The organism is Faecalimonas umbilicata, from assembly GCF_042846195.1.
GTDB lineage: Bacteria > Bacillota > Clostridia > Lachnospirales > Lachnospiraceae > Faecalimonas > Faecalimonas umbilicata.
In genome coordinates, this window is sequence record NZ_AP031411.1 from 2,492,169 (window position 1) to 2,514,326 (window position 22,158).

The window sequence follows — 22,158 nt, forward strand, 5'->3', positions numbered from 1 at the left end:
CGCCGCCTTGTAACTGCTTCCAGCTACCCGACAGCGGTTCTGTTTTAAAAGGGATTAAACTATCTCATGCTTATTTACAAAGCTTTTTAAATTCATCAGCTACAAACTGAACTTTTGTTCCAATAATAACCTGTACAGCTGTTTTGCTTGGACGGATCACTCCTGCTACACCGGCAGATTTGATCTTATGCTCATCGATTAATGTATAATCTTTGATTTCCAGACGAAGTCTTGTAATACAGTTGTCAATAGAAGTTACGTTTGCCGGTCCGCCGACACCTTCGAGAATAATTTTTGCAATTCCTGTGAAGTCATTGTTTGCCAGTTCTACTTTTGTCTCATCAATATTGTCATCTTCACGTCCCGGTGTCTTCATGTTAAATTTCACAATCACGAAACGGAATACTACATAGTAAACCGCACCAACTACAAGCCCGATTGGGATCAGAAGCAGTGGATTCTGTGCAAATGGAGCTTTAAAGCTCAGGATCCAGTCAACCAAGCCTGCACTGAAGTTGAAACCAGCTCTTACCGGAAGTGCTGCAACAACTGCCATAGAGATACCTGTCAATACTGCGTGTACACCATAGAGCGCCGGTGCAAGGAACATGAAGGAGAATTCCAGAGGTTCTGTAACACCATTGAAGAAGGAAGCAACTGCTACTGACATCAGGAGACCTGCTGCCGCTTTCTTCTTTGTATCTTTTGCTGTGTGATACATTGCTAAAGCTGCTGCCGGAAGACCGAACATCATTACAGGGAAGAATCCTGCCATGTACATACCAGTTGTTCCCATTACACCGCCTTCTGCATTTCCCCAGAATTTTGCGATATCGTTAATTCCCGCAACGTCAAACCAGAATACAGAATTCAGTGCGTGGTGCAGACCGAATGGAATCAGAAGTCGGTTGAAGAAACCGTAAAGACCTGCTCCGATCGGACCTAAATCCATGATAAATTTACCAACAGCTACCAGTACATTGTAAATGATTGGCCATACAAAGAACAGTACTAAGCTGGAAACTAAAGATGCCCCTGCGGTAACGATCGCAACACATCTCTTTCCACTGAAGAATGAAAATGCATCTGGCAATTTTGTATTTTTAAATTTGTTGTAGCAGGCAGCTGCGATCAGACCACAGAGAATACCGATGAACTGTGTCTGAACTTTTCCAAATGCCGGGTCTACTTTTTCCACTGCTGTGTTTGTGAGCATTGCCACAACATCTGTGGAAAGTAATGTCGTTGTCATGATCCATGAAACGAGTCCGGCAAGACCTGCGGTACCATCGTTATCGTCAGACATACCAACAGCTACACCGATTGCAAACAAGATTGGCATCTGGTCGATCAGACATCCGCCGCCCTTTAATAAAAATGCTGCAATTACATTGTTTGCCCCCATCCAGTCGGGTCGATCCAGTAACCGATTCCCTGCAGGATAGCCGCAACTGGAAGACATGCAACCGGAAGCATCAGAGATTTACCTAATCTTTGAAGATATCTCATCATAATTTTTTCCTCCTTACTCTTAATCCCTTTTGATTCACAATGAAAGTCCTCTTTTTCTTTCATTATTTATTTTACACCGGAGTCCCGGCAATAAAATCCTTAGTAATTTGCTAATTTTTCAGCTGAATCTTCACAACATCTTCGCCTGGAACAACGTCTTTCCCTGCAAGACCTTCCACTGCTGCGTACTCATCTGTATTACATACGAGGATCGGTGTCACAATATCATATCCGGCTGCCTGAACCGCATCCAGATCGACACTTAACATCAGATCACCTTTTTTTACTTTGTCCCCTGCCTGAACATGAGCCTCAAATCCTTCTCCCTTCAACTCCACCGTATCCAGACCGACATGCACTAAAATCTCCACCCCATTATCTGCTGTCATGCTGACTGCATGAAGTGTCTCAAATACCATCGCGATCTCTCCATCTGCCGGTGCATAGATTTTGCCCTCAGACGGCACGATTGCAACTCCCTGGCCTAGCATTCCTGAATTGAATGTCGGGTCGTTTACTTCTTTTAACTCTACGACTTTTCCTTTTGCCACCGCACCGAGCATATATGTATTGTTTTGTTTCTTCTTAAAAAAATTAAACATCTTGTTCCTCCTAGTCATATTGAAAACAGTCTGCAAAGGCAAGACGGTTCTTTGCTTCCTTCTCTGATAAATATCGATGTCCTGCCAGCGAACTGCTTTTTGCTCCACTGGCATCTACGTAAACCGTCTGATCTCCAATTTTCACTGCGCACAGAACATACTGTTCATCCTGACTCCATTTCCCATTCCAGTGTCCCATGACAACATGCGAATCCATGCCGGCTCTTCTGCAAAGTTCCGAAAAAATCTTTGCATACCCAAGTACACTTGCTTTTTTCTCGGTAACTGCCACAAGATGATTTTGCAGATACACTTGCTCCAGCATCTCTCCCATATGTGAAAGTTCACTTGCCGTCGTGACAGTGTCATCCGGAACTTTCATTTCTTGATCAAGCCATTTCAGGAAATAGTCAACGGTACTCTTCTGACCGCTGTTTTCAGGGATTCCATCTATGATCTCAGACAGTACACGCTCTGTCTCTTCCTGTTTTTCTTTAATCTTTACTATCTTTTCTTCGTCGTTGACCGACAGGCCTTTCTGGATCTCCTCTGCATTTTTCAGTGTTCCGTCATCTGCAATCTCCCCTGGTGTCTCAATCCCACTGGCACAGGATAAAAACAGCACGACCTTTGTGATCTCATCCTCTGTGATCTTGGAAAAATCTTTCTCATCATTGAGAAGATACACATTATCTTCATTCATCGGAATATCTACGAATCCATAGAAATAATTATATCCTTCATATTCCAATGCCACCGTGATCCGCTCATATTCTTTTCCGTTCACAGCTTTCGGAAGAGTCAGTATCCCTCCCTGAAATTGCTCAATCTGATCTTTCAGGAACAGATATACTTCCATCTCCTTTTTTGTCAACTGATCCAAATAAAATTCTGCACTTTTTACAGTTTCTTCTCTCGGCTCATCTTTCAGTTCATCTTCTACAGATTGTTCCATCACGCTTTTTCTCTGGAAACCAAAAATAACTGTAAATACTGCCAGTAGGATAAGACCGATCAGAACAATCTTTTTATGCCTGCGAACATACTCCATCTGTGCCTTTCTCCTATTCCATCTCACGAATGATCTTTCTTAATTTCAAGATCATAGACGGAGCTACAGAAAGCTCATCTACACCCATGCGTACAAAAGTCTCTGTCAATTCCGGATCTGCTCCTAACTCTCCACAGATACCAGCCCATTTTCCTTCCTGATGTGCGCTGTCCACAACCATTTGAATCATTTTCAAAATTGCTTTATGGTGTGGATTGTAGAAACGGTCAAGTTTCTCATTCTGCCTGTCAATTGCCAATGTGTATTGTGTCAGGTCATTTGTCCCAATGCTGAAGAAATCTACCATCTTCGCCAGCTCATCACTGATCATAACTGCTGCCGGAGTCTCAATCATGATTCCTTCCTCAACATCGTTATATGGGATTCCATCTGTTTTCAACTCTTCTTTGACTTCCTGCACAATTGCCTGTATCTGTGCTACTTCCTCTGTGGAGGTGATCATCGGATACATGATCGACAGATTCCCATAAGCAGACGCACGGAACAGTGCCCGCAACTGTGTCTTAAAGATTTCCGGCTGTGCAAGGCAGATCCGAATTGCCCGGTATCCAAGCGCCGGATTTTCTTCTTTTTCAATGTTCAGATAATCCGCCTGCTTATCGGCACCGATATCCAGCGTTCGGATGATCACCTTTTTGCCTGCCATATTTTGCACGGCTTGTTTATATGCCTGAAATTGTTCTTCTTCATCTGGAAGCTCATTCCTTCCGATATACAAGAATTCACTTCGAAACAGCCCGATACCTCCTGCATCGTTTTCCAATACATATCCCATATCTGCTACACTGCCAATGTTTGCATACAGATTGATATGTCTTCCGCCTTTTGTGACATTTTCTTTTCCTCTTAACTGCTGAAGAAGCTCCTGTTTTTCCTTCTCCTCCTCAATTTTTCTCTGAATCCTCTCTTTAACTTCCTCTGACGGATCCACAAAGAACTCTCCATGAAATCCATCCACCGCCGCCTCTGTTCCGGTATGCAGCGCTTCTAAATCCATATCTACTCCGATCAAAGCCGGAATATTCATCATACGGGCTAAAATTGCCGTATGGGAATTCGCGGAACCATGTACAGTCACGAATGCCAGTATTTTCTCCTTATCCATCTGAACCGTCTCACTCGGAGAAAGATCATCTGCCACAACAATGACCGGCTCATCCAGATCCATTACATCTGCCGACTGTCCAGACAGATTTTTTACCAAACGATTCGAAATGTCCTTAATATCTGCAGCTCTTGCTCTCATATAATCATCATCCATGCTTGCAAACATCTGGGAAAAATTATCTCCTGTAGAAGCTACCGCGTATTCTGCATTGACCTGCTGTGTACTGATAATATTTTCAATGGATTCTTTGTAATCTTCATCCTCCAGCATCATCTGATGGACTTCAAAAATCGCAGCGCTGGCTTCTCCAACTTCCTTTAATGCCTTTTCATATAATTTTTGAAGCTGTTGTTTAGAAGCCTCTACTGCTTCTTCCACTCTCTGAAGCTCTGCCTGTGTATCTTCAATCTTTACACGCTTTACCACATAGTCATCTTTTTTCAGCACGGATATTTTTCCAAATGCAACTCCTTTATAGACTGATTTTCCTTTCAAACATTCCATACTACTTCTCCTTACACTTCCTACAAATTCGCTTCAAAAAATGACTTCATGCCTTCATATGCAGCTTCTTCATCGCTTCCTTCAATCTGTACTTCTACAGTCTGTCCACATTTTACTGCAAGAGACATCAACGCCATCAACTTAGACGCTTCCACCGTTCTTCCTTCTTTTGTAATTGTAATCTTACTCTCATACTTCTTTCCTTCTTTTGCAAGCATTCCCGCTGGTCTTGCATGGATTCCCATCTCATCTTTGATTGTGTACTCAAACTTTTTCATTTTACTATCTCCCTTCGTCTTGACAAATTTCTTTCTATAAAAATAGAGTAATTCATAAATATTCTATCATCTTCTTTTTTCACAAACAAGCGATTCCTCAGGCTGCGATCATCCTCTGGATATGAATGGCAAGAAATCCAACCTCTTCCTGCATGATCTGCCTTTCCAGTTTTTCTGCCATGTTATCACAGATTAAAGCGGCAATTTTCATTGCCTCCGGATATTTTTCCTGCACAAACTCATTAAGATCAATGTTGACCGCTTCACCGGTCTTTGTCCGGACAACCATATAATACAGATGACTCATCAGCCGGATGTAATTCAAAGCTTCTTTCTGCATTTCTTTTTCCAAATGTTCTTCTATGATCTGCATACTCTCATCAATAAGCTGTGTTGCCTTTAATGTCTCTGACACCGCTTCATCAGAAAGTCCGGAATGAATATGAAGTGCGATAAATCCCGCCTCATCATCTGAAATCCGATATCCTGTCATCTCCTCGATGATAGATCTGCTCTCTAAGGCTACCGCATACTCTTTTCCAAATAAAATCTTAATATCCGGTATAAACGGATTCGAAAGAAAGATATTCTCTCTCCCTCCTCGCGGCAAATGCAAGGTGATCTGCCAACGGAAGTAAAATATCTCCATTGATCGAGTCAAATACTTTCTCTGCCGCCTCAATGATCTTGCCCGCTGTCTCAATGTAAACCGGATCAATCGCATTGACTGCATGGATTGCTGAGTGCTGTTCTTCTCTCACGACCGGTGTGTACACTTGAACTCCCTCATCGATCGTCACCTCATCTCCCGCTCTCTTGCCAAATCCAATCCCTTTTCCTAATAAAATTCTTTCACTGCCATCGCCCTTTTCTTCTGCAAGAAGTGCATTATTATTTAAAATCCTTAAAATGCAGTACACCATCCGCTCTCCTTTTCTTTCGTCAGGATATGAGTCCATCTCCTTCATCGAGATACATAAAAAGGCATAAACTACCTGTTCTACTCACTAATGTTGAATAAAACCGGATAGTTTATGCCTGCATCACCAGTAACACGCTATCAAAGTTCTTATTTTGCAACTTTTGCTTCCTAATACATGAATCTGTATAGATTGTATATCATCTTACCAGTTGTCGTCAAGTTATGTTTTTAACTAATTTTCTCCGTTTTTTTTGTGTATTTTTCACAACTTTTATCTTGGCAGATAGATCATTTCTTTTGTAATTTCTTTTAAAGAATTGGCCCCACACATTGCCATCGTATCTGCAAGTTCCGCCCCGATTTTTTCAATGTAAGTCTTCACACCTTCCATTCCGCCGCCATAGACTGCTGTTACAAATGGGCGGCAGATCAGCACTCCATCTGCACCGAGTGCCAGTGCCTTAAAGACATCTACACCAGAACGGATCCCACCATCTACAAATATTTTCACTTTTCCCTGCACTGCCTCCACGATAGCAGGAAGTACCTCCGCAGTGGCCGGGCACTGGTCGAGCACACGCCCTCCATGATTGGATACGACAATCGCATCGACACCTGCCTCCACCGCTTTGATGGCGCCCCTTGCGGTCATAATTCCTTTTGCGATAAATGGAACTTTTGCCATCTCTGCCACCTGGCGTAATTCTTCCACAGATTTTCTGCCTGCCGGCGGTGTCATATTTTTTAAGAATGGAAGTCCTGCCGCATCAATATCCATAGCAACCGCAAATGCACCAGAACCTTCTGCCTGCTTCATCTTTTCACGAATGATCTCTATATTCCACGGCTTGATCGTCGGAATCCCTTTTCCTTCCACTCGTCTGATTGCATCGGTCGCATACTTCATTACATCCGGATTTACCCCGTCTCCGGTCATTGCGGCAATCCCCGCCTCTGCACATGCAGCCACCATCACATCATTGTAGGACTGATCATTGTATTTTTCTCCATAATGAAGATTCACTGCCCCAACCGGACCTGCAAAAAATGGATAACGGAATCTCTGTCCCCACAGTACAAAGCTTGTATCCACTTCTTCATGCTCAGAAATGGTATCCATCTGCACACGGATTTCCTGCCATTTATCAAAATTGCGGATGGCTGTATCCCCCATCCCTTTCGCTCCCGGTCCCGGCATTTGATTCCGGCATGCCCTTCCATTGCACACCATGCACGCTTTACAATATTTCCCAATATCTTGTTTTGCATTTGTTACTATTTCCTCGTATGTCATCCTATTTCCTTCTTTCTTTATCATTCATTGTTTCTTTCCGCAAACGAATCAGAAACAATCTCACACTTAATTTTCCCAGAGAAGAAATGTCACTGTCTTTCCGTCTGTCAATACTCGTTTCTGTACGGTCTCTCCGGTTATTTTATTGACAGTTACTTCATATAGCACTTGTTCAGCGGTCTCATTTCCCGGTACTTTTGTTGTAACTTTCACAAGGTACTCACTCTTCGTACTTTTCTGTTCAAGCACCGTCATCTCTTCTCCTTTCGCATCTTCTGTTCCCTTCGCATAATATTCTTCTAACTTTTTCTGAATTTCTAAATCAGAATACACTGGTGTCTGTTCTTCTTCCTGTTGTATCGGATTTTCCGATGTCTTTATCCCTTCCTGACTCTGTCCGGCATTCTCCGTTTCTGCTTCTTTCTTCTTTGCTTCTTCTGCTTTCTTTTTTGCCGCTTCGTCTTTCTTCGCCTTTTCTTCCTGTGCTTTCTTTTCCTCTGCTTTCTTCGCTTCTTCTTTTTTCTTTGCTTCCTCTGCCTTCTTTGCTGCTTCTGGATCTGCTTCACCGGTAATCCGCTCTGAAAGCGTCTTCCACTTCAGCCCTGACACCGTCTTTCCCATACTGTCCAGTTTTTTCTGGAATGCTTCCTTTGACAAAGCTTCCTTGTCGTTATAATATGGCTGTTCTGGATGTCCCTCCATATCAAAGGTATATTGTTCTGTCTGAATCACTGTATGTTCTCCATCCATCCGATAAAAACTCGCATTTCCATAAGAGGCTCCGCCAGAACCATAGATATACATTGTCCCATTCTCATAAATCTGAAGCAGAGACCGCTCCGCCAATGTCTGATCTTCAAACATATTTTTGGCATCTACTCCATCAAAGCAGTACACTCCTACTACCCGCTCATCACCACCATTGCTCCTGATTCCGACCAGCAATTCCTTTTCTCCACTCTCATCGATATCATACATCGTATAAATAATTTCTGTTTTCCCCTTATCTGTCTCAGTTAAAAATACTAATAATGGGTTGATATTTGGATATCCCTCTGGATCTTTCTGCACCTCTGATGCTCCCATGAGAAGTGCTTCTTGATATTCATCTAAAATTTTCTGATAAGCTTCATCTTTTTTTTGTTCTTTCTTAAGACGTTCTTCTGTTCTTTTTGCTGCCGCCTCAATTTCTTTTTTGTCAAATTTTAATGTTACCTTACGCTGTACCGGCTTTAATACAGATGAATCATATGTTTCATAAAACTCGCTTAGTTCTTCTGTTCCATTCTGCTCTGTCGTCGTAAGCTCTGCTAAGATTTCCACCCCGCTCTCATCGAATTCAAACCATAATTCCGAATACCCTCTCATCCGTTTTGCAGTGGCATTCAATCCGATTTTTTCCAGTTTTGCAGAAATATCTGTAATCTCTTTCTCATGCTCCTCCCCGGTCAGAAGTCCTTTGGTCGATGCATATTCCCGGAAAGTCCCATCATAGTTCACTGCAAACATTCCATACTCATGCGAACGTGCTGTCAGAGAATACTGATTTGCTGTACTTCCACAGATATAGATCTTTCCACCTGACTCCTTTAAGAAAATACCTTGACGCTCTGTCTCTGCATTTCCCATCACATTTCGAAGTGCAAGATATTCTGCTGCAAGCTTGATACTTTTCTCTTTCTTCTCATACATCTGAAGATAAACATGGTTGTGTTTTTCATCCTTTTTTGCCTTATCTTCCTCACCGGTCTTCAGCATCAGAACAAGCAGCTCTTTTTCTCCATCGCCATCAAAATCTTTCAGTTTGGATGCGAGTACCCCCTTTTGCTTCTCCAGCCGCTCAGGCTGTACTATCTTTTTCTCGCCATCTTTCTTCACATATTTTGATTCATAAGTACCCGCAGTACATTTTCCATATTTCGGTACGAGAACCTTGTCCACATACGTTTCCAGACTGACTGCTTTTGTGTCGTCTATTTTATCCTGATCTTGCGTATGCTCTCCTTTATTTTCTTCCTCCTCTTTATTCTCTTCCTGACTGCTTGAATTTGGGGAAGGTTTCTCATCTGGTACCGGTTCTGCTGCCGGTTTCTCATTACTCTGTGCTTCTTTTTTCGGTACTTCCTGCCCTTTTGCCACAGCACCATTCTCTTTTGCCTTCTTCAAGATTGCCTCTGCCTTTTTTTCTTTTCCCTGTGCGGTATAGATTTCTGCTAATTTATCGTAAGATTTTCGTTCCTTCGGATCGATCTTGATTGACTCCAGATAGAGTTCCTCCGCTTTTTCATACTCCATATCTTCCAGATATTTGTCTGCCATCGCTATCTTCGTCTGAAATGTCTTTTCCTGCTTATCTTTCATCCCGAAATAGACACCTGTCGTCACTCCAGCGATCAGAACTGCACTGATTCCCACTGCCGCAGCAATCCGAAAATTTTTGCGCCTCTTCGTCTCCTGCTGTTCTGCCTCCTGTTTTCTCTCTTGTTCTATCTCCTGAAAATTCTCTGTCTCCTCTGCCTCAAAGTCTTTCTGCAGATTTTCTTCCACCTTTTTCTCTGCAGATTTTTCTTCCTGCGTCGATTCCTGCGGAATCTGAACCAATTCTGCCCCGCACTTTCCGCAAAATTTTGCATGATCTGCATTTTCTGCTCCACATTTCCTACAGTACATATCTATTCTCCTTCCTTTATCTGACTGTAAATTTCAGATGATAATGCCACAATTTTCTCTCGGGCTGCCTGTGTGTCTGTAAGCTGATCTGCCATCACACATAAAATATATGGAGTCTCACCAGCCCATACGATTGCTGCATCGTTTTCTACATCGGCAAGTTCTCCTGTCTTATTTCCTGTTTCTACCCCTTCTGGAATACCCGCTGGAATTTTTCCAGTGCGCTGCTGCTGCTTTAATAAATTTAACATCTGATCTGCATGTGGATGTCTCCCTTGGCAAACATCAAACAAAAAATTGCCACAATCCTCTGCTGATGTGTAATTTTCTCCCAGCGTACTGTCTGCCAGAAGCATTCTTCCCATAGAAGAATCTTTGTAACCTTTTTCCTGACAATAAACATTCACCTGTTCCATCCCCGCAGTTTCCTCACCACCGCCGAGCATTCTTGTCAATTCGTTGGCTGCATCGTTATCGCTGACTGTGATCATCGCCGTGAGAAGCCGATCGAGTTCTGCAGCTCCGTACTGTGCTGCCAAATTGTCATACTGTTCATAAACAGCTCCCATAATGTACAATTTGATCAGACTTGCCGCCTTTTGCTTCTCTGCTCCAACTACTGCAAAGGAACCGCTTGACAATTGCTTCACATACACATTCCACTTTTCTCCAAGCGCTGTCCTTTCTGCAATCCTATTCTGGATCAGCTCTTCCATAGCGGCCATTTCCAAAGGTGCGCGGACTTCCTCTTCCATCTGCTGTTTCTCCTGTCGGGTCTTTGCTTCTTCTTTCTCCTCCAACAGAGTCTGTCTTCTTTTTAAGACTTCCTTTCTCTCTTCTTTTTGTAATACAGCCCCTGCATCGATTTCCTGTGTCTGTTTCTCAATTTCCTTGCACCGACCTTCCAAAAACAGCCATCCAGTCCCAACAGCCAGAAGCATTCCCACACAGACTGCACTGTAAATCCATCCTGCTTTTTTCCCTTTTCCTCTTTCTCTCTTTTTCATACTGCACCTCTTGCCATAGCTCTAATTTCCAGCCGCAAAATACTGGTCAATTCCATTTGCAATGCCCTTGACCATTTTCTTTTCATACTCCGGATCCTGCATATTTACATCATCCTGCTCATTGGTCATGTATCCCATCTCCAGAATGATAACCGGAATCTGACTCCAGTTGATCCCAGTCATGTTATCATAGAGCTGCACTCCGTCATTTTCCATACCACACTCCTGACAGTAAGCATTGATCACAGATTCCCCGAGCGCATAGCTTTTCGGATGAAGTGCTCCAACATAGGGATTTTCTGCGGAAGGTACCATCGTCATTGCTCCCTTTGCCAATGGATCCTCACTTCCATTTGCATGGATCCTCACATAAATATCGGATCCTTCCTCCGCTGCCATAAGCGCTCTCTCACTGTTGCTGATTGCCGTATCATGATCTTCTCTTGTGAGCACTACTTCATATCCTCTCTGTTCCAGTTCCAGACGAAGCTGCTTGGAAATATTTAATGTCAGTTCATACTCCGGAACATTTGTATAACGCCCCTGCGTACCAGAAGATGCCTTCGCTTTCATTTCCTGCGATCCTGGTCCCATCGGCTCCAAGTCGCTCATATCTACATTCGGACCTTGATGCCCCGGATCGATTGCAATTTTCTTTCCCTTCGCCTGTGGCTGTTCCTCAGTGATCACTTCTTTTTTTCCCTCTGCCTCTCTTTGTGCCTGTTCTTTTTCTAGTTCTTCCACTTCTTTTTCCAGTTCCTGAATTTCCTTCTCGATATTCTGCGCTGCTTCTTTTGCTGCCCGCCTCTCTGCTTTCGCTGTATACAATTTTCGCGCCGCTGCAGCGCATCCGACTGATACAATGACCAGCAGACAAGTGCAGGAAACTACTATGATTTTCTGACTTGTTTTCACAATTTTCCCCCTTCTTTCCAGTAGCTCTGGCACACTGTGATAAAAGACAGAGATGTCTCACACCTCTGCCTTTTCGCCTATCCGTCTCTCACTCACGACTGCGGACAGATTTTCTTTATTCTTGTTTTGTTCCGCACTTTGTGCAGAAAACTGCCCCTTGCGGAATCTGTTTTCCACACTTTATGCAGAACCTCACTTGCTGCTGCGAAACCTGCATTCCTTCCTTCATATCCTCTACTTTTGCTCCGCAGCCTACACAAAACGCCATTCCCGGTTCCAGCACTGCGCCACACCTTGGGCAAGTCTTAATGCTCTCAATCGCCTCAATCTCCGAACGGATTGCTTCAATTCTTTGATAACTTGCCTGAACCATCCGTACCAGCTCAGCCAGCTGTGGCTCTGGATTATTCTGCTTTAATTCATAATACATATGACCAAGGTTCTGACAATATTTATCAATTTTTTTCTGCTCTTCATTAATCTGTGATTTCAAACTTGTGATATCAGCCATTCCTTTTGCTTTCTGCATGACATTTTGACCTGTGACTGAAATTTTCTTTCCTAATTCATCAAAAAAAGCCATTGTTCTCTCTCCTTCTATTCCTGCTGCTAATTGTACATTCCTCCAAACAGGCAGGTGACATCGTCATCCAGCTCGATGAGTTTATCCTTTCCTCTGTACAACTTCAATGTTCCCGTAGAGTCATCGTCATCATAATCTACAAGGACCGCTATTTTTTTCTCATCTACGACTTTATAATCAAAAGCATCATCTGCGATCACTTTTGCATTTTTTCCGTCAAACATCTTTAATGTAAACAGATTCTTGGAAGTATTGTAGTCTGTCTTATAGATTGGATATTTCTGTTCTTTCGTAAATTCTAAGGTACCTATCATAACATCACTGTCAATCAGCTCTTCATTACAATACAGATCCCCCATTCCTTCATCCATATCCGTCAGATAATAAATATCTCCATCTTTTGCACCCATCATGACATCTACATCTTCTGCAACGACACTGCATTTTCCATCTGCTTTCTTACCTGTCTTGAAGGAAAGAAGCTGGCTTTCTTTTATTTCGCCATCCTTATTTCTTTCTACTTTCATTGTATACCCAATATTCTTTTCATCATCGACAAGGAATCTCTGCTCTCCCATTCTCTCCTTCAATTCTGTATCCAAAGTCACAATCTCTTTTCCATTGTAAATGCAAGTCTCTGCCGACTCCTGAAGTGCCTCATAGTACTTCTGGTCTACGTCATAAATTTCATCTAATTTTGATGCTCTAACTTTCGGCAGCTCTTCCATCTTAAATCTTGTGAATAACACTGTGTCAGAATTATCCTGTGCATAAATGTCACTGCTGAGTTTCTTTGCGATCTCCACTTCTTTTCCATCTTTATAGCAGTACAAGGAGTTCTCAGCTACCTCGATAGAATGCTCTTCCAATTCTTCCAAGAACCACTCCATATCCTCATCGCCGTTGGTGTCATCTTCTACAATATCCATCGCATTGATCTTTTTCTCATCCATCTTTACATAATACAACGCTTTGTCTTTTTCATTATTAGAAACAACCCAACCTACATCCGATGCGATTTTCTCTCTTTCTCCAAAATTTTCGATCAGATAAAGTTTATCATCTTCCTGTACAACAATCTGTTTCAAATCATCCCCGATGATGCAATTTTCTGCGCTCTTAGAAAGTTTCTTTTTCTCTTTCTTTAAATTGATATCCTGCTGATACAATGCGCTCTTGCCGTTGTTCTGTTCGATCCACACAATATTTTTTTGCTCTTTATCCAGTTTAAATCTAGCGACATCGGATGCAATTTTTTCTTTCTTTCCTTTCCGATCACTAATATATAATGTATCGTTTCTTGCCTTTAGATAAACAATCTTATTATTATCAAGCAGTTTATATTTTGTAACGGAATCATCAATCTCTATTGCTCCGCCTTCTTTTCCGACTTTCTGGAAGTTTAGATCAAATTCTGTCATTCCATCTTCCGCTTTTACATCTGTCGGATAGCAGATATATTTTCCATCTTTGGAATAGGTAACACGCATACCATAAATCTCATCTTCATCACCATAAGATCCACTGTATTCCATCGGATCTTTTTTGTATTTTTCCAAGTCTGTCTGCATTACCTTTCCGTCTTTTAAATACGCAATCTTTGTATGTGCATCATCTCCAAATGCATTCACAAGGAGAGCAACCCCTCCGATGACAACGACAGCTGCCGCTGCCACACCAATGATTTTTCCGGATGAAATCTTTCCGCCCGAGTTGCGCCCCAATGAATGAGAACCTCCTGCATTTTCCCCAACGCCGGATTCATCCATTTCCATATTCTTTCCACATCCGCAACAGAAAACGGCATCCGCGTCATTTTCACATCCACAATATGGACAATACTTGTGTTCCTCTTCTTCCGGCTCTGAATAAGAACCTCTTATTTCTGCACCAAGGAGAACTGTCTCCTCCTCATCTCCTTCATTTGCCTGACAGTCTTCCTGTTCCAAATTTTCTGCCAGCTCTTTCTTTTGTGCTTCCACACAATTTTCCTCTAACTTTGCTCCACATGCAAAACAAAATTTTGAATTTTCCGGTAATTCACATCCACATTTTGTACATCTCATCGTAACTTATAACCTCCACTGTCAATTGCAAATTCTCTGGCACTTAGTAAATCTGCATTTTTTATCTCATAGTCATTTAACATATCATTAGTAAACTGCGACGGTTCAATCGTTCCCCTATACCACGATTTACTTCCAAAATATTCTTGTAATTCTACTGAGTCAAACTTTCGTCCTCTTCTCGCATAAATTTCATTTTTCGCGTAATTGAGCTGCTGCAGAGACAATCCACTGATATCACTCTCTGTCAGATAACGGCTGTTGCTATCCGGAATAATGTACTCACTGTCTTTTTTGGCAACTGCATTCTTTTTATCAGTTTCCGCTTTTTCGGCTGTTGCGATCAGTTTCTCTAACTTCTCCTGATCTCTTACCAGTTCTTTTGCATCCTCAAGAATCTGTACTGCATCTTTAGGTGTCCCTTCCGCAATAAGACGACTGCTCTCCTCTTCCAGATATTTCATATAGTCTACATCACACTGTTTGAGTAATTTATTGACAACCTCATCTTCCTCATCCAGCTCCTCACTAATGGAAGTCAAGTGCTTTATCGCATATTTATAATTAGAAATCTTTGTATATTCTGAGATCTCTTTCTCTAATCCTTTTCCGAGATCTTCCACAAGACTGTCATACTTCTTTTCCTGTGTTTGCTCCAGATCATCCACATCAATCTCTTCTAATTCCTTTTTTGCTTCCACATAGTCTAACTTTCCATCTTCAAAATCTTCTCTGATTTCTTCTAACTGTCCGCTGACTTCATCTTTTTTCTCGCCTTTTTCTACCCTGACGGAATCGTTCTCATCGTCTTTCTCATAGTCTGAAACGCTTCCTGAGCTACTCTCATATGGAGCTAAAATCATAGATCCCATGATCCCGGCAATTCCCAGCACACTTACAACAGTCATTGCTGTTGCAATCCATTTTCCTCTCCCGGACATCCCAAAGACCGCTGCTACTGCTGCAATCACTGCGAATGCCGATGGCAAAATGTAGATCAGATACGGATAAATCTCTTCCAGAGCTCCACCGGAAAGTGTGTCTGCCAATAGAAATCGAAGGCTGATGAAGCTGACTGCTGCCAATGCTAAAAAGACTGCTGCAATTACTAACGGCGTTTTATTCCAGCTGCCATTTTTCTTGCTTTGCGATTGTTTTTCCTTCTTTGGCCTTTCTTTCTGTTTTTTGGGTTGCTCTGATTCTTGCTTATTTTTCTGACTGCCACTTTCTCTCACAGAATCGTTCTGGCTACGACAGTTGCATATTTCTCCTTCCTGGATCTTGCGACCACAATATTTACAATACATTCTCATCCCTCCATTCTTCTTATCCTTACTTTTTAATAAGGAAGCTTCCCTCTTAAATAATATACTCTTTCTTTTGTCATATCTGCTGCCGGTCCATTTGGAAAACTAGAGTGATCAATTGTCGTTCCCTGCCAGTAATTAGCAATCATCGCCTCTTTCTGTTGGATCCAGCTAACCTGCTCATCTGTAAGATTTCCTAATTCTGCTCCCGGAAGCACTGCTTCCAGTTCAGCCCACAACTCATTTAGCAAATTATCCCACAGTTCATATCTGCCCTGTGCAATACTCATCTGTCTCTCCACAGAATCCCCTGAGGAAGCTTCTGCCGCTAATTGTTTATCAGCTGCCTCTGTCGAAGCCAGTCTCGAATCCCACCATTCTTGCGCCGACATTTGAGAACTGCTATTAGAAGAAAGATTGGACTCGCTTTCTGCTTGCTCCTGTACCTTCTTTAATTCTTCCTCTTTTTGCTGAAGCTGTTCTTTTAGTTCCTTCTCTTTTTGCTCTTGTTCTTCTGCTTCTTTCTTTTTCTTCTCTTCTTCTTTCTGTTCTTCCTTTTCTCGTGCTTTTTCTTCCGCTTTCCGTTCTTCTTCTATCTCTTTTTCTCTTTTCTCATGTTCTTCTTGCACCGCCTCCAGCCGTTTTTCCTGGATCACATATACTGCAAAAATTCCACCGCAGAACATCACCAGCACAAGACCGATCAGAATCCCCATCCATAAATTCTTTTTCTTCTTTTTTCCAGATTGCTGCTCATCGCCTGCTTCTTCGTTATCCTCTTTCCAATCTTGGAATCCATCTTGATCATTTTGTTCTGAATTTTTATCTACCTCTAAAAGTGGAGAACCACAACGTTTACAAAACTTTTTATCCTCCTCATATTCCGCACCGCACTTCTGACATTTCTTCATCTTCTCTGATTCCTTCCTCATCCCTTATTGCTTCGTTCCACATTCCATGCAGAAAAGATGGCCCGGTTTTACAATACTTCCGCAGTTCGGACAAATTCTTTCTTGAAGTTCTTCTTCCTTCTCCGCTTTCTCTTCTCCATATCTCGTACCGCACATAATACAAAACTCCTGATCTTCTTCCATAGGCGCTCCACATTCTTTGCATACTTTCTCTGAGGATATGCTCACCGCCTCCTGAAGTTCCTGCACAAATGGATCTTCGTTTTCCAGTTCCAGTGGCTCCTCTGTACTGATCGGCTCAACCTCTTCCTCCGACTGTTGTTCTTCTGCAAGGATTTCTTCTACCGATTCTTTTGCCGCTGAAGCTTCCTCTTCCAAAATTTCTTTGACAATTCTATCTTCTTCTACAGCTTCCTCTTCTTTTTCTGCAAGGAGCTTTTCTTCCTCTCTCAGTTCCTCTTCTTCCTGGATCAGTTCATCCACGGATGGCTGTTCTTCCTGAATTTCTTTCATCTTATGTCCACAATTATTGCAGAAATTAAAATGAATGCTGACTTCATATCCGCATGCCGGGCATACCACAATCCCTTTGAGTGCAAGAATCTCTTTTTCATAATTTTCTACTGTCTCCTTACTCTCCCGAATCTGCGTACACATCTCCATCAATTCGCTCTCTGCCCTGTCCCCATACACTTTGTAATAAGTTTCTCCAAGCTCCCTGTAAATCTTTTCCTGTCTTTCCTTCTCTGAAGAAACCGCTGCTGTCAGCTTCATGATTTCTGAAATATTTTTTGTTTTCTGTGCCATTCCATCAAAAAATTCCATAATAATGTCCTCCTTATACTTTTCTCTATCCTATACGGCATCCACATTTGCCGCAAAAGATTGCCTGTCCTTTTAGCTCATTCCCACATTGCGGGCAAAAAGCTTTCTCGTCGGTCTGTTCCTGACTACATTTCAGTTCAGTAATTGCATCAAATAATGGTAAGAGTTCCGGAAGAGGGTCTTCAAACCGTCCTTCATAATATGCCTTTCCAAGCTTTGTATACAAATTTTCAAGTTTCTTCTCTATATCCTTCATCCTTTCATCCCTTCTCTCATTTCTACCTTATTCTAACAAAAAGCTGTTCTTTCGTGACGCAATCCATATCTCCATGCCACGCGGCAGATAATAGATGCGGTTCTTTCCAAGTGGCTGTCCACTTTTTAAATATACTGTGCTTGTCTTCGCCGGCTGCACTGCATATTCTTCACGCTGTTCAATATACCAAATTCCTGCTTCTGCACCTTCCGGGCTCTGATCCACATAAATTTGTTCACCCTCGATATGAAAAAATACTTCACACCGATTTTCCAGCAACAATGTCCTATCCTTGTAACTTCCTTCTTTTCCGGTAACCGCCCCTTCAAATTTCTGATTGCTCATCTACTCCTGCCCTTCTCTCTATCACTGTTTCCTACTGTTTGATTTTCTCTACTCCATACTGATTTCTTCCAGAAGATGTTTTCTCTGTCTTCTAAATCTTCCAATCGTGCTGACTAGAAATAGTACGCAGGCAATTCCCCCAAGGCTTCCTGCTGCTGCCATGATCCATCCGGGTGTCATTCCCATTTTACAGCCATCCTCCCTTCTTAGCCTGCGCATACAACTGTTCCAACAAATCCATCTCCATATCCTTTTCTTCCTCATCCTCATACAGTTCCATCGCCTGCTCATAAAATTCCTTAAACTTTTTGTAATTTCTCGCATCGTTTTTCAGTAATTTCTGCCGGTCAATTTCAAGAAATGCGTATCTTTTATAGACATTATAATCTTCTCCGTAAGATTCTTCCATTGTTTTTAAATATTTTTCTGCCTGATCAAGATTTTTTTGTTTCTGACAGAGAATCACAAGATTATTGTATGTATCATAAGATTCCCATCCATTTTCAATAATCTTCTGGAAATTTCTAATTGCCTCTTCTCTGTATTTTCCAAGACCTGTATTCTCTGCAAGATCGATGTTCACCTGCGCCAACCGCTCCAGAATCATCATCTGATTTTCCAACGGGAGGGAGGCTTCTGCCTCCTTCAGCAACTTCTGCTCTTGTTCCCGGTTATCCTCTTTCTCATACAATTCACTCATCATCAGATATGCCCTTGTCTTCAGGCCTGTATTTTTAGTGATCTCGATACATTTCTGGAAGGAAGTCAACGCCTGTTTTGGTTCCTCCAAAAATTTTTCGACCTCTCCCTTCGCATAGTACAGTGCATCTTCGTTGATTCCTTGCTCCATCGCTTCTTCCAGAATTTTCTCTGCCGATTCCGGGTATCCGGCATATGCCAATGTGATCGCATAATCCTTATAATACATTTCTGCACCCTCACCGGTCTTTTCAAGCAGTTCATACGTCTCTACCGCATCTTCATATTCTTCCATCTGAAACTGACTGTCTGCCTTCAAATAGTAGATATCCGCCATGCGCTTCGCATTTTGCTTTATCTTCTCATTCTGAAGAATATCATAATCAATAAATGCGATACACTCCTCATATGCTTTCTGTTCATACAGTGCACAGGCATTCTGATAATAGCTCTCCAACGAAGACGGTCTTAGTCTGACTGCCTCCCGATAGACCTCTTCTTCCTTGTCAAACTCCTGCTCCGCAATCAATTGTTCCTGCTTTTCCACCAGTTCATTGTAGCGATCTGTCTTCTCAAGCCTTATCGTATATACACCATACCCAGTCAATGCGATACAGCCTGCCAGACAGGCACACCCGATCACACGCTCTGCCCATTGACGTGCCAGAAGCATCTTATAGCGCCTATCCTTCTTCGGGAGCATCTGCAATGCCTGAAGCATCTCCGCCGCACTTTGAAACCGTTTCCTTGGATCCTGCTCCAGCGCCCGCTCAATCACGGATGCAAAGGTCTCCCCTGCCTTTTCATTTAAAAGTGTCCGATCCGGCTTTCCCTCGTTCTCTGTAAGCTTTTCTCCTGTAATAATATGATACAACGTTGCCCCAAGACTATATAAGTCTGCCCGTTCATCAATCTTTACAAAATTTTCACGAATCCCTTCCTTTATGTTTCTCACTCGTTGATATTGCTCCGGAGAAGTATATCCATCTGTATATCCAAGCACAGTGCCCGAATTCATAAAAAAGGAAATATTGAAATCAATCAGACAGATATCTCCTTTCGGAGTCAACATAATATTGGCAGGTTTGATATCTCCATGAATGATCGGCGGGGTCTGTTCATGAAGGTACTGAAGCGCGCTACATAGCTGCATGGCCCAGCGAATCACTTCTTTTTTCTGAAAATACCGCCCTTCCTGAAGCAATGTTTTCAGAGATTTTCCGGGAATAAAACTCATGACCGTATATGCATTACTCCCAATCTCAAAGAAGTCCAACACTTGCGGCAGGTAAGAATGGTTCAGATTTTTTAAAATATCCACTTCTTTTCGTTTCTCTTTCAAAGCCATTCCCTGATTTTTGATCTGCTTTACAACAACTTCTTTTTTTAGCCGCTTATGGATTGCCTTATATACAATCCCTCCGCTTCCTTCTCCTAATTTTCCAATAATCTCATATGTATCCGAAAACTTTTCCACTCTGCTCTCCCTCTGTCCCATCTGCTTTTTCTTTTGCATTTTCTAATCTATTCTAAATTGAAACTTCTCATCTGCAAGATAAAAAAACTTTCCATCCTCCAATTTTTCCTGACTCTGAATGCTTTTTCCATCCACAAAAGTATGGTTCAAAGAATTCAAATCTTTCAAAAAATAAATCCCATTCTCCTCAGCGATGTAAGCATGCCTTCTGCTGATTGCCGGATTTCCCTGTATGGTATAATCTACGTCAGCAGACTTTCCTATTATAAATGGGCTTTTCTTCACTTCCATCTTTTCATCTGTCCACATTCGTATCACATATGCCTTACCAGTCCAATGATTTTTCTTATTCAATGGAAGTATTTCCTCTCGTATGAGGATCTCCTCCTGAAAGCCACTCTGTTTTCTCGGTGGAATTTCCACCTCTGCCCTGTATCTCCATTCATTCAGATTCTTTTCCACTTTTTCCTCACCTCTTCTACACGATCTCTTGTCCGCTGCCGTTTGAATGATTTCCCATCCCTTTCTTTTCCACAATTCCTCCGATCAAGATGTTCGTTATCATAATAAATTATAGCAAAAATGCCTTTTTTTGCCAATATCTTCCACTTTCTTTTCTCATGGAACGGATTATATTCCGACAATAATCTCTTTTTTATTTCATTGATGTTTTTCATAAGTCATCGGACTTATAGAAAAATGTAATTTCCCTTTTAAAATGGCAGAGCGCAGTGCTATAATGAATCCCGTAAAAAATAAATTAGGAATCGCAGATTCAGAAAGGTCGGACAATGAATACCTCTCAATATATTATCGGCATTGATCTTGGGGGAACTAACCTCAAAATTTCTGCCTATACTTTTTCTCAATTTCATAAACTGTATGAACGACGAATCGCTACCCGCCCAAAAAAAGGCTGGGAATATGTCATGAACCAAATTCATACCGCGATTTTGGAACTATATACCGTACTTCCTAAACAAAATGCTGTCTGTATCGGCGTCGGAATTCCCGGACTACTTGATATTGAAACCGGCGTTTCTATCTTTTCTTCGAAATTTCCAAAGTGGGAAAATATGCCCGTTGCCAGATGGCTGAGCGAGAAAACAGGTCTTCCGGTCTATATAGACAACGATGTTCGTGTAAACCTTTATGGAGAGTGGCTATGCGGTGCCGGAAAACACAAAAAAAATATCGTACTGCTCACACTTGGAACTGGAATTGGCGCCGGAATCGTTATAGATGGTCACGTTCTCTATGGTGCTACCGCAAGCGCTGGTGAAATCGGACATATGAATATGTTCCGTCCTGGACGTCCATGCCGCTGTGGAAGTGATGGCTGTCTGGGACGCTATGTCTCTGCCTCTGGTATTCTCGATACAATAAAAGAAAAAATCGCCGCTGGAAATTCCACAATCATGTCAGAATGGGTAAATGGAAATCCAGATAAAATTACTGCAAAAATGATTTCCAACGCCTATGACCTGGGTGACCATATGGCTATCGACACAATGAATGAAACGGGAGTCATATTAGGCTACGGACTTGTAAATGTGATCAATCTGTTCAACCCTGAGATTCTTATCATAGGCGGCGGAATGTCAGCTGCAGGAGAACGACTTTTACAACCTGCTCGCAAAATTGTAGCAGAACATGCGCTGCGACTTTCCCGCGAACATTGTACAATCGTAACTGCCCAGCTTGGTGATAGTGCCGGAATGCTTGGTGCTGCACTTTATGCCAGACAGCGGTTTGAGAATGGAACTCGTTTTTAAGCTCAAACGAGTAAATGAAAATAATTATGA

21 protein-coding genes and 1 pseudogene are annotated in these 22,158 nt (G+C 42.1%); 1 reads left to right on the forward strand and 21 read right to left on the reverse strand.

The window, feature by feature from the left end; genetic code table 11:
* Nucleotides 1–70: 70 nt before the first annotated feature.
* The 21 genes and pseudogenes from nagE to ACGG81_RS12070 form a co-directional block, all read right to left on the reverse strand.
* Nucleotides 71–1,512 (reverse strand): annotated as a pseudogene (nagE, locus tag ACGG81_RS11970) (N-acetylglucosamine-specific PTS transporter subunit IIBC).
* A 110-nt stretch (nt 1,513–1,622) separates the two neighbouring features.
* Complete coding sequence (locus ACGG81_RS11975) at nt 1,623–2,114, reverse strand: PTS glucose transporter subunit IIA (RefSeq protein WP_009263693.1); 492 nt, start codon at nt 2,112–2,114, stop codon at nt 1,623–1,625.
* A gap of 10 nt (nt 2,115–2,124) precedes the next feature.
* Nucleotides 2,125–3,165, reverse strand: a complete 1,041-nt coding sequence (locus tag ACGG81_RS11980; protein WP_117578663.1) for a hypothetical protein — start codon at nt 3,163–3,165, stop codon at nt 2,125–2,127.
* A gap of 13 nt (nt 3,166–3,178) precedes the next feature.
* Nucleotides 3,179–4,798, reverse strand: coding sequence for a phosphoenolpyruvate--protein phosphotransferase (gene ptsP / locus ACGG81_RS11985; protein ID WP_009263695.1), 1,620 nt, complete (start codon nt 4,796–4,798; stop codon nt 3,179–3,181).
* A gap of 20 nt (nt 4,799–4,818) precedes the next feature.
* The gene (locus tag ACGG81_RS11990; RefSeq protein WP_008977517.1) at nt 4,819–5,076 is read right to left on the reverse strand and encodes an HPr family phosphocarrier protein; all 258 of its coding nucleotides are present in this window, start codon (nt 5,074–5,076) and stop codon (nt 4,819–4,821) included.
* 97 nt (nt 5,077–5,173) lie between these two features.
* Complete coding sequence (locus ACGG81_RS11995; RefSeq protein WP_390108543.1) at nt 5,174–5,686, reverse strand: PRD domain-containing protein; 513 nt, start codon at nt 5,684–5,686, stop codon at nt 5,174–5,176.
* Nucleotides 5,628–5,999, reverse strand: a complete 372-nt coding sequence (locus ACGG81_RS12000; protein WP_390108546.1) for a CAT RNA binding domain-containing protein — start codon at nt 5,997–5,999, stop codon at nt 5,628–5,630. Before ACGG81_RS12000 ends, ACGG81_RS11995 begins: the two co-directional genes overlap by 59 nt.
* A gap of 270 nt (nt 6,000–6,269) precedes the next feature.
* Nucleotides 6,270–7,292 (reverse strand): alpha-hydroxy-acid oxidizing protein, encoded by a 1,023-nt coding sequence (locus ACGG81_RS12005; protein ID WP_016439870.1) that lies wholly within the window; start codon nt 7,290–7,292, stop codon nt 6,270–6,272.
* Between the two features lie 66 nt (nt 7,293–7,358).
* Nucleotides 7,359–9,962 (reverse strand): zinc-ribbon domain-containing protein, encoded by a 2,604-nt coding sequence (locus tag ACGG81_RS12010; RefSeq protein ID WP_390108549.1) that lies wholly within the window; start codon nt 9,960–9,962, stop codon nt 7,359–7,361.
* A gap of 2 nt (nt 9,963–9,964) precedes the next feature.
* Nucleotides 9,965–10,969 carry a serine hydrolase gene (locus ACGG81_RS12015; protein ID WP_117578659.1) on the reverse strand — a complete coding sequence of 335 codons (1,005 nt, stop codon included), beginning with the start codon at nt 10,967–10,969 and terminating at the stop codon, nt 9,965–9,967.
* A gap of 21 nt (nt 10,970–10,990) precedes the next feature.
* Complete coding sequence (locus ACGG81_RS12020) at nt 10,991–11,884, reverse strand: N-acetylmuramoyl-L-alanine amidase (RefSeq protein ID WP_016439873.1); 894 nt, start codon at nt 11,882–11,884, stop codon at nt 10,991–10,993.
* A gap of 115 nt (nt 11,885–11,999) precedes the next feature.
* Nucleotides 12,000–12,467: a zinc ribbon domain-containing protein gene (locus ACGG81_RS12025; RefSeq protein WP_016439874.1), complete on the reverse strand. Its 468-nt coding sequence runs from the start codon at nt 12,465–12,467 to the stop codon at nt 12,000–12,002.
* A gap of 26 nt (nt 12,468–12,493) precedes the next feature.
* Complete coding sequence (locus ACGG81_RS12030; protein WP_120106275.1) at nt 12,494–14,533, reverse strand: zinc ribbon domain-containing protein; 2,040 nt, start codon at nt 14,531–14,533, stop codon at nt 12,494–12,496.
* The gene (locus ACGG81_RS12035) at nt 14,530–15,840 is read right to left on the reverse strand and encodes a YARHG domain-containing protein (protein ID WP_009263703.1); all 1,311 of its coding nucleotides are present in this window, start codon (nt 15,838–15,840) and stop codon (nt 14,530–14,532) included. The genes ACGG81_RS12030 and ACGG81_RS12035 overlap by 4 nt, the downstream gene beginning before the upstream one ends.
* A 32-nt stretch (nt 15,841–15,872) precedes the next feature.
* Entirely contained in the window at nt 15,873–16,751 is an 879-nt protein-coding gene (locus ACGG81_RS12040) for a zinc-ribbon domain-containing protein (protein ID WP_009263704.1), read from the reverse strand.
* 24 nt (nt 16,752–16,775) lie between these two features.
* On the reverse strand, nt 16,776–17,576 hold the full coding sequence (locus ACGG81_RS12045) for a zinc ribbon domain-containing protein (protein ID WP_016439876.1): 801 nt from the start codon (nt 17,574–17,576) through the stop codon (nt 16,776–16,778).
* 25 nt (nt 17,577–17,601) lie between these two features.
* The gene (locus tag ACGG81_RS12050) at nt 17,602–17,832 is read right to left on the reverse strand and encodes a zinc ribbon domain-containing protein (protein WP_016441550.1); all 231 of its coding nucleotides are present in this window, start codon (nt 17,830–17,832) and stop codon (nt 17,602–17,604) included.
* A 27-nt stretch (nt 17,833–17,859) separates the two neighbouring features.
* Nucleotides 17,860–18,177 (reverse strand): hypothetical protein, encoded by a 318-nt coding sequence (locus ACGG81_RS12055; RefSeq protein WP_009263707.1) that lies wholly within the window; start codon nt 18,175–18,177, stop codon nt 17,860–17,862.
* Between the two features lie 48 nt (nt 18,178–18,225).
* Nucleotides 18,226–18,363 carry a hypothetical protein gene (locus tag ACGG81_RS12060; protein ID WP_009263708.1) on the reverse strand — a complete coding sequence of 46 codons (138 nt, stop codon included), beginning with the start codon at nt 18,361–18,363 and terminating at the stop codon, nt 18,226–18,228.
* Between the two features lies 1 nt (nt 18,364).
* Complete coding sequence (locus tag ACGG81_RS12065; RefSeq protein WP_390108555.1) at nt 18,365–20,392, reverse strand: protein kinase domain-containing protein; 2,028 nt, start codon at nt 20,390–20,392, stop codon at nt 18,365–18,367.
* A gap of 3 nt (nt 20,393–20,395) precedes the next feature.
* Nucleotides 20,396–20,815 carry an FHA domain-containing protein gene (locus ACGG81_RS12070; RefSeq protein WP_390108557.1) on the reverse strand — a complete coding sequence of 140 codons (420 nt, stop codon included), beginning with the start codon at nt 20,813–20,815 and terminating at the stop codon, nt 20,396–20,398.
* Nucleotides 20,816–21,144: 329 nt separating this feature from the next.
* Between ACGG81_RS12070 and ACGG81_RS12075 the strand changes: the two genes are divergently transcribed.
* Nucleotides 21,145–22,128, forward strand: a complete 984-nt coding sequence (locus tag ACGG81_RS12075; protein ID WP_390108560.1) for an ROK family protein — start codon at nt 21,145–21,147, stop codon at nt 22,126–22,128.
* Nucleotides 22,129–22,158: the final 30 nt, after the last annotated feature.

Coding starts and splice junctions, on each gene's coding strand:
- ACGG81_RS12030 (WP_120106275.1), bottom strand. CDS start 14,533: ATGAGATGTACAAAATGTGGATGTGAATTACCGGAAAATTCAAAATTT.
- ACGG81_RS12065 (WP_390108555.1), bottom strand. CDS start 20,392: ATGCAAAAGAAAAAGCAGATGGGACAGAGGGAGAGCAGAGTGGAAAAG.
- ACGG81_RS11975 (WP_009263693.1), bottom strand. CDS start 2,114: ATGTTTAATTTTTTTAAGAAGAAACAAAACAATACATATATGCTCGGT.
- ACGG81_RS12055 (WP_009263707.1), bottom strand. CDS start 18,177: ATGAGCAATCAGAAATTTGAAGGGGCGGTTACCGGAAAAGAAGGAAGT.
- ACGG81_RS12035 (WP_009263703.1), bottom strand. CDS start 15,840: ATGTATTGTAAATATTGTGGTCGCAAGATCCAGGAAGGAGAAATATGC.
- ACGG81_RS12060 (WP_009263708.1), bottom strand. CDS start 18,363: ATGGGAATGACACCCGGATGGATCATGGCAGCAGCAGGAAGCCTTGGG.
- ACGG81_RS12010 (WP_390108549.1), bottom strand. CDS start 9,962: ATGTACTGTAGGAAATGTGGAGCAGAAAATGCAGATCATGCAAAATTT.
- ACGG81_RS11980 (WP_117578663.1), bottom strand. CDS start 3,165: ATGGAGTATGTTCGCAGGCATAAAAAGATTGTTCTGATCGGTCTTATC.
- ACGG81_RS12000 (WP_390108546.1), bottom strand. CDS start 5,999: ATGGTGTACTGCATTTTAAGGATTTTAAATAATAATGCACTTCTTGCA.
- ACGG81_RS12050 (WP_016441550.1), bottom strand. CDS start 17,832: ATGAAGGATATAGAGAAGAAACTTGAAAATTTGTATACAAAGCTTGGA.
- ACGG81_RS12015 (WP_117578659.1), bottom strand. CDS start 10,969: ATGAAAAAGAGAGAAAGAGGAAAAGGGAAAAAAGCAGGATGGATTTAC.
- ACGG81_RS12005 (WP_016439870.1), bottom strand. CDS start 7,292: ATGACATACGAGGAAATAGTAACAAATGCAAAACAAGATATTGGGAAA.
- ptsP (WP_009263695.1), bottom strand. CDS start 4,798: ATGGAATGTTTGAAAGGAAAATCAGTCTATAAAGGAGTTGCATTTGGA.
- ACGG81_RS12075 (WP_390108560.1), top strand. CDS start 21,145: ATGAATACCTCTCAATATATTATCGGCATTGATCTTGGGGGAACTAAC.
- ACGG81_RS12040 (WP_009263704.1), bottom strand. CDS start 16,751: ATGAAGAAATGTCAGAAGTGCGGTGCGGAATATGAGGAGGATAAAAAG.
- ACGG81_RS11990 (WP_008977517.1), bottom strand. CDS start 5,076: ATGAAAAAGTTTGAGTACACAATCAAAGATGAGATGGGAATCCATGCA.
- ACGG81_RS12045 (WP_016439876.1), bottom strand. CDS start 17,576: ATGGAATTTTTTGATGGAATGGCACAGAAAACAAAAAATATTTCAGAA.
- ACGG81_RS12025 (WP_016439874.1), bottom strand. CDS start 12,467: ATGGCTTTTTTTGATGAATTAGGAAAGAAAATTTCAGTCACAGGTCAA.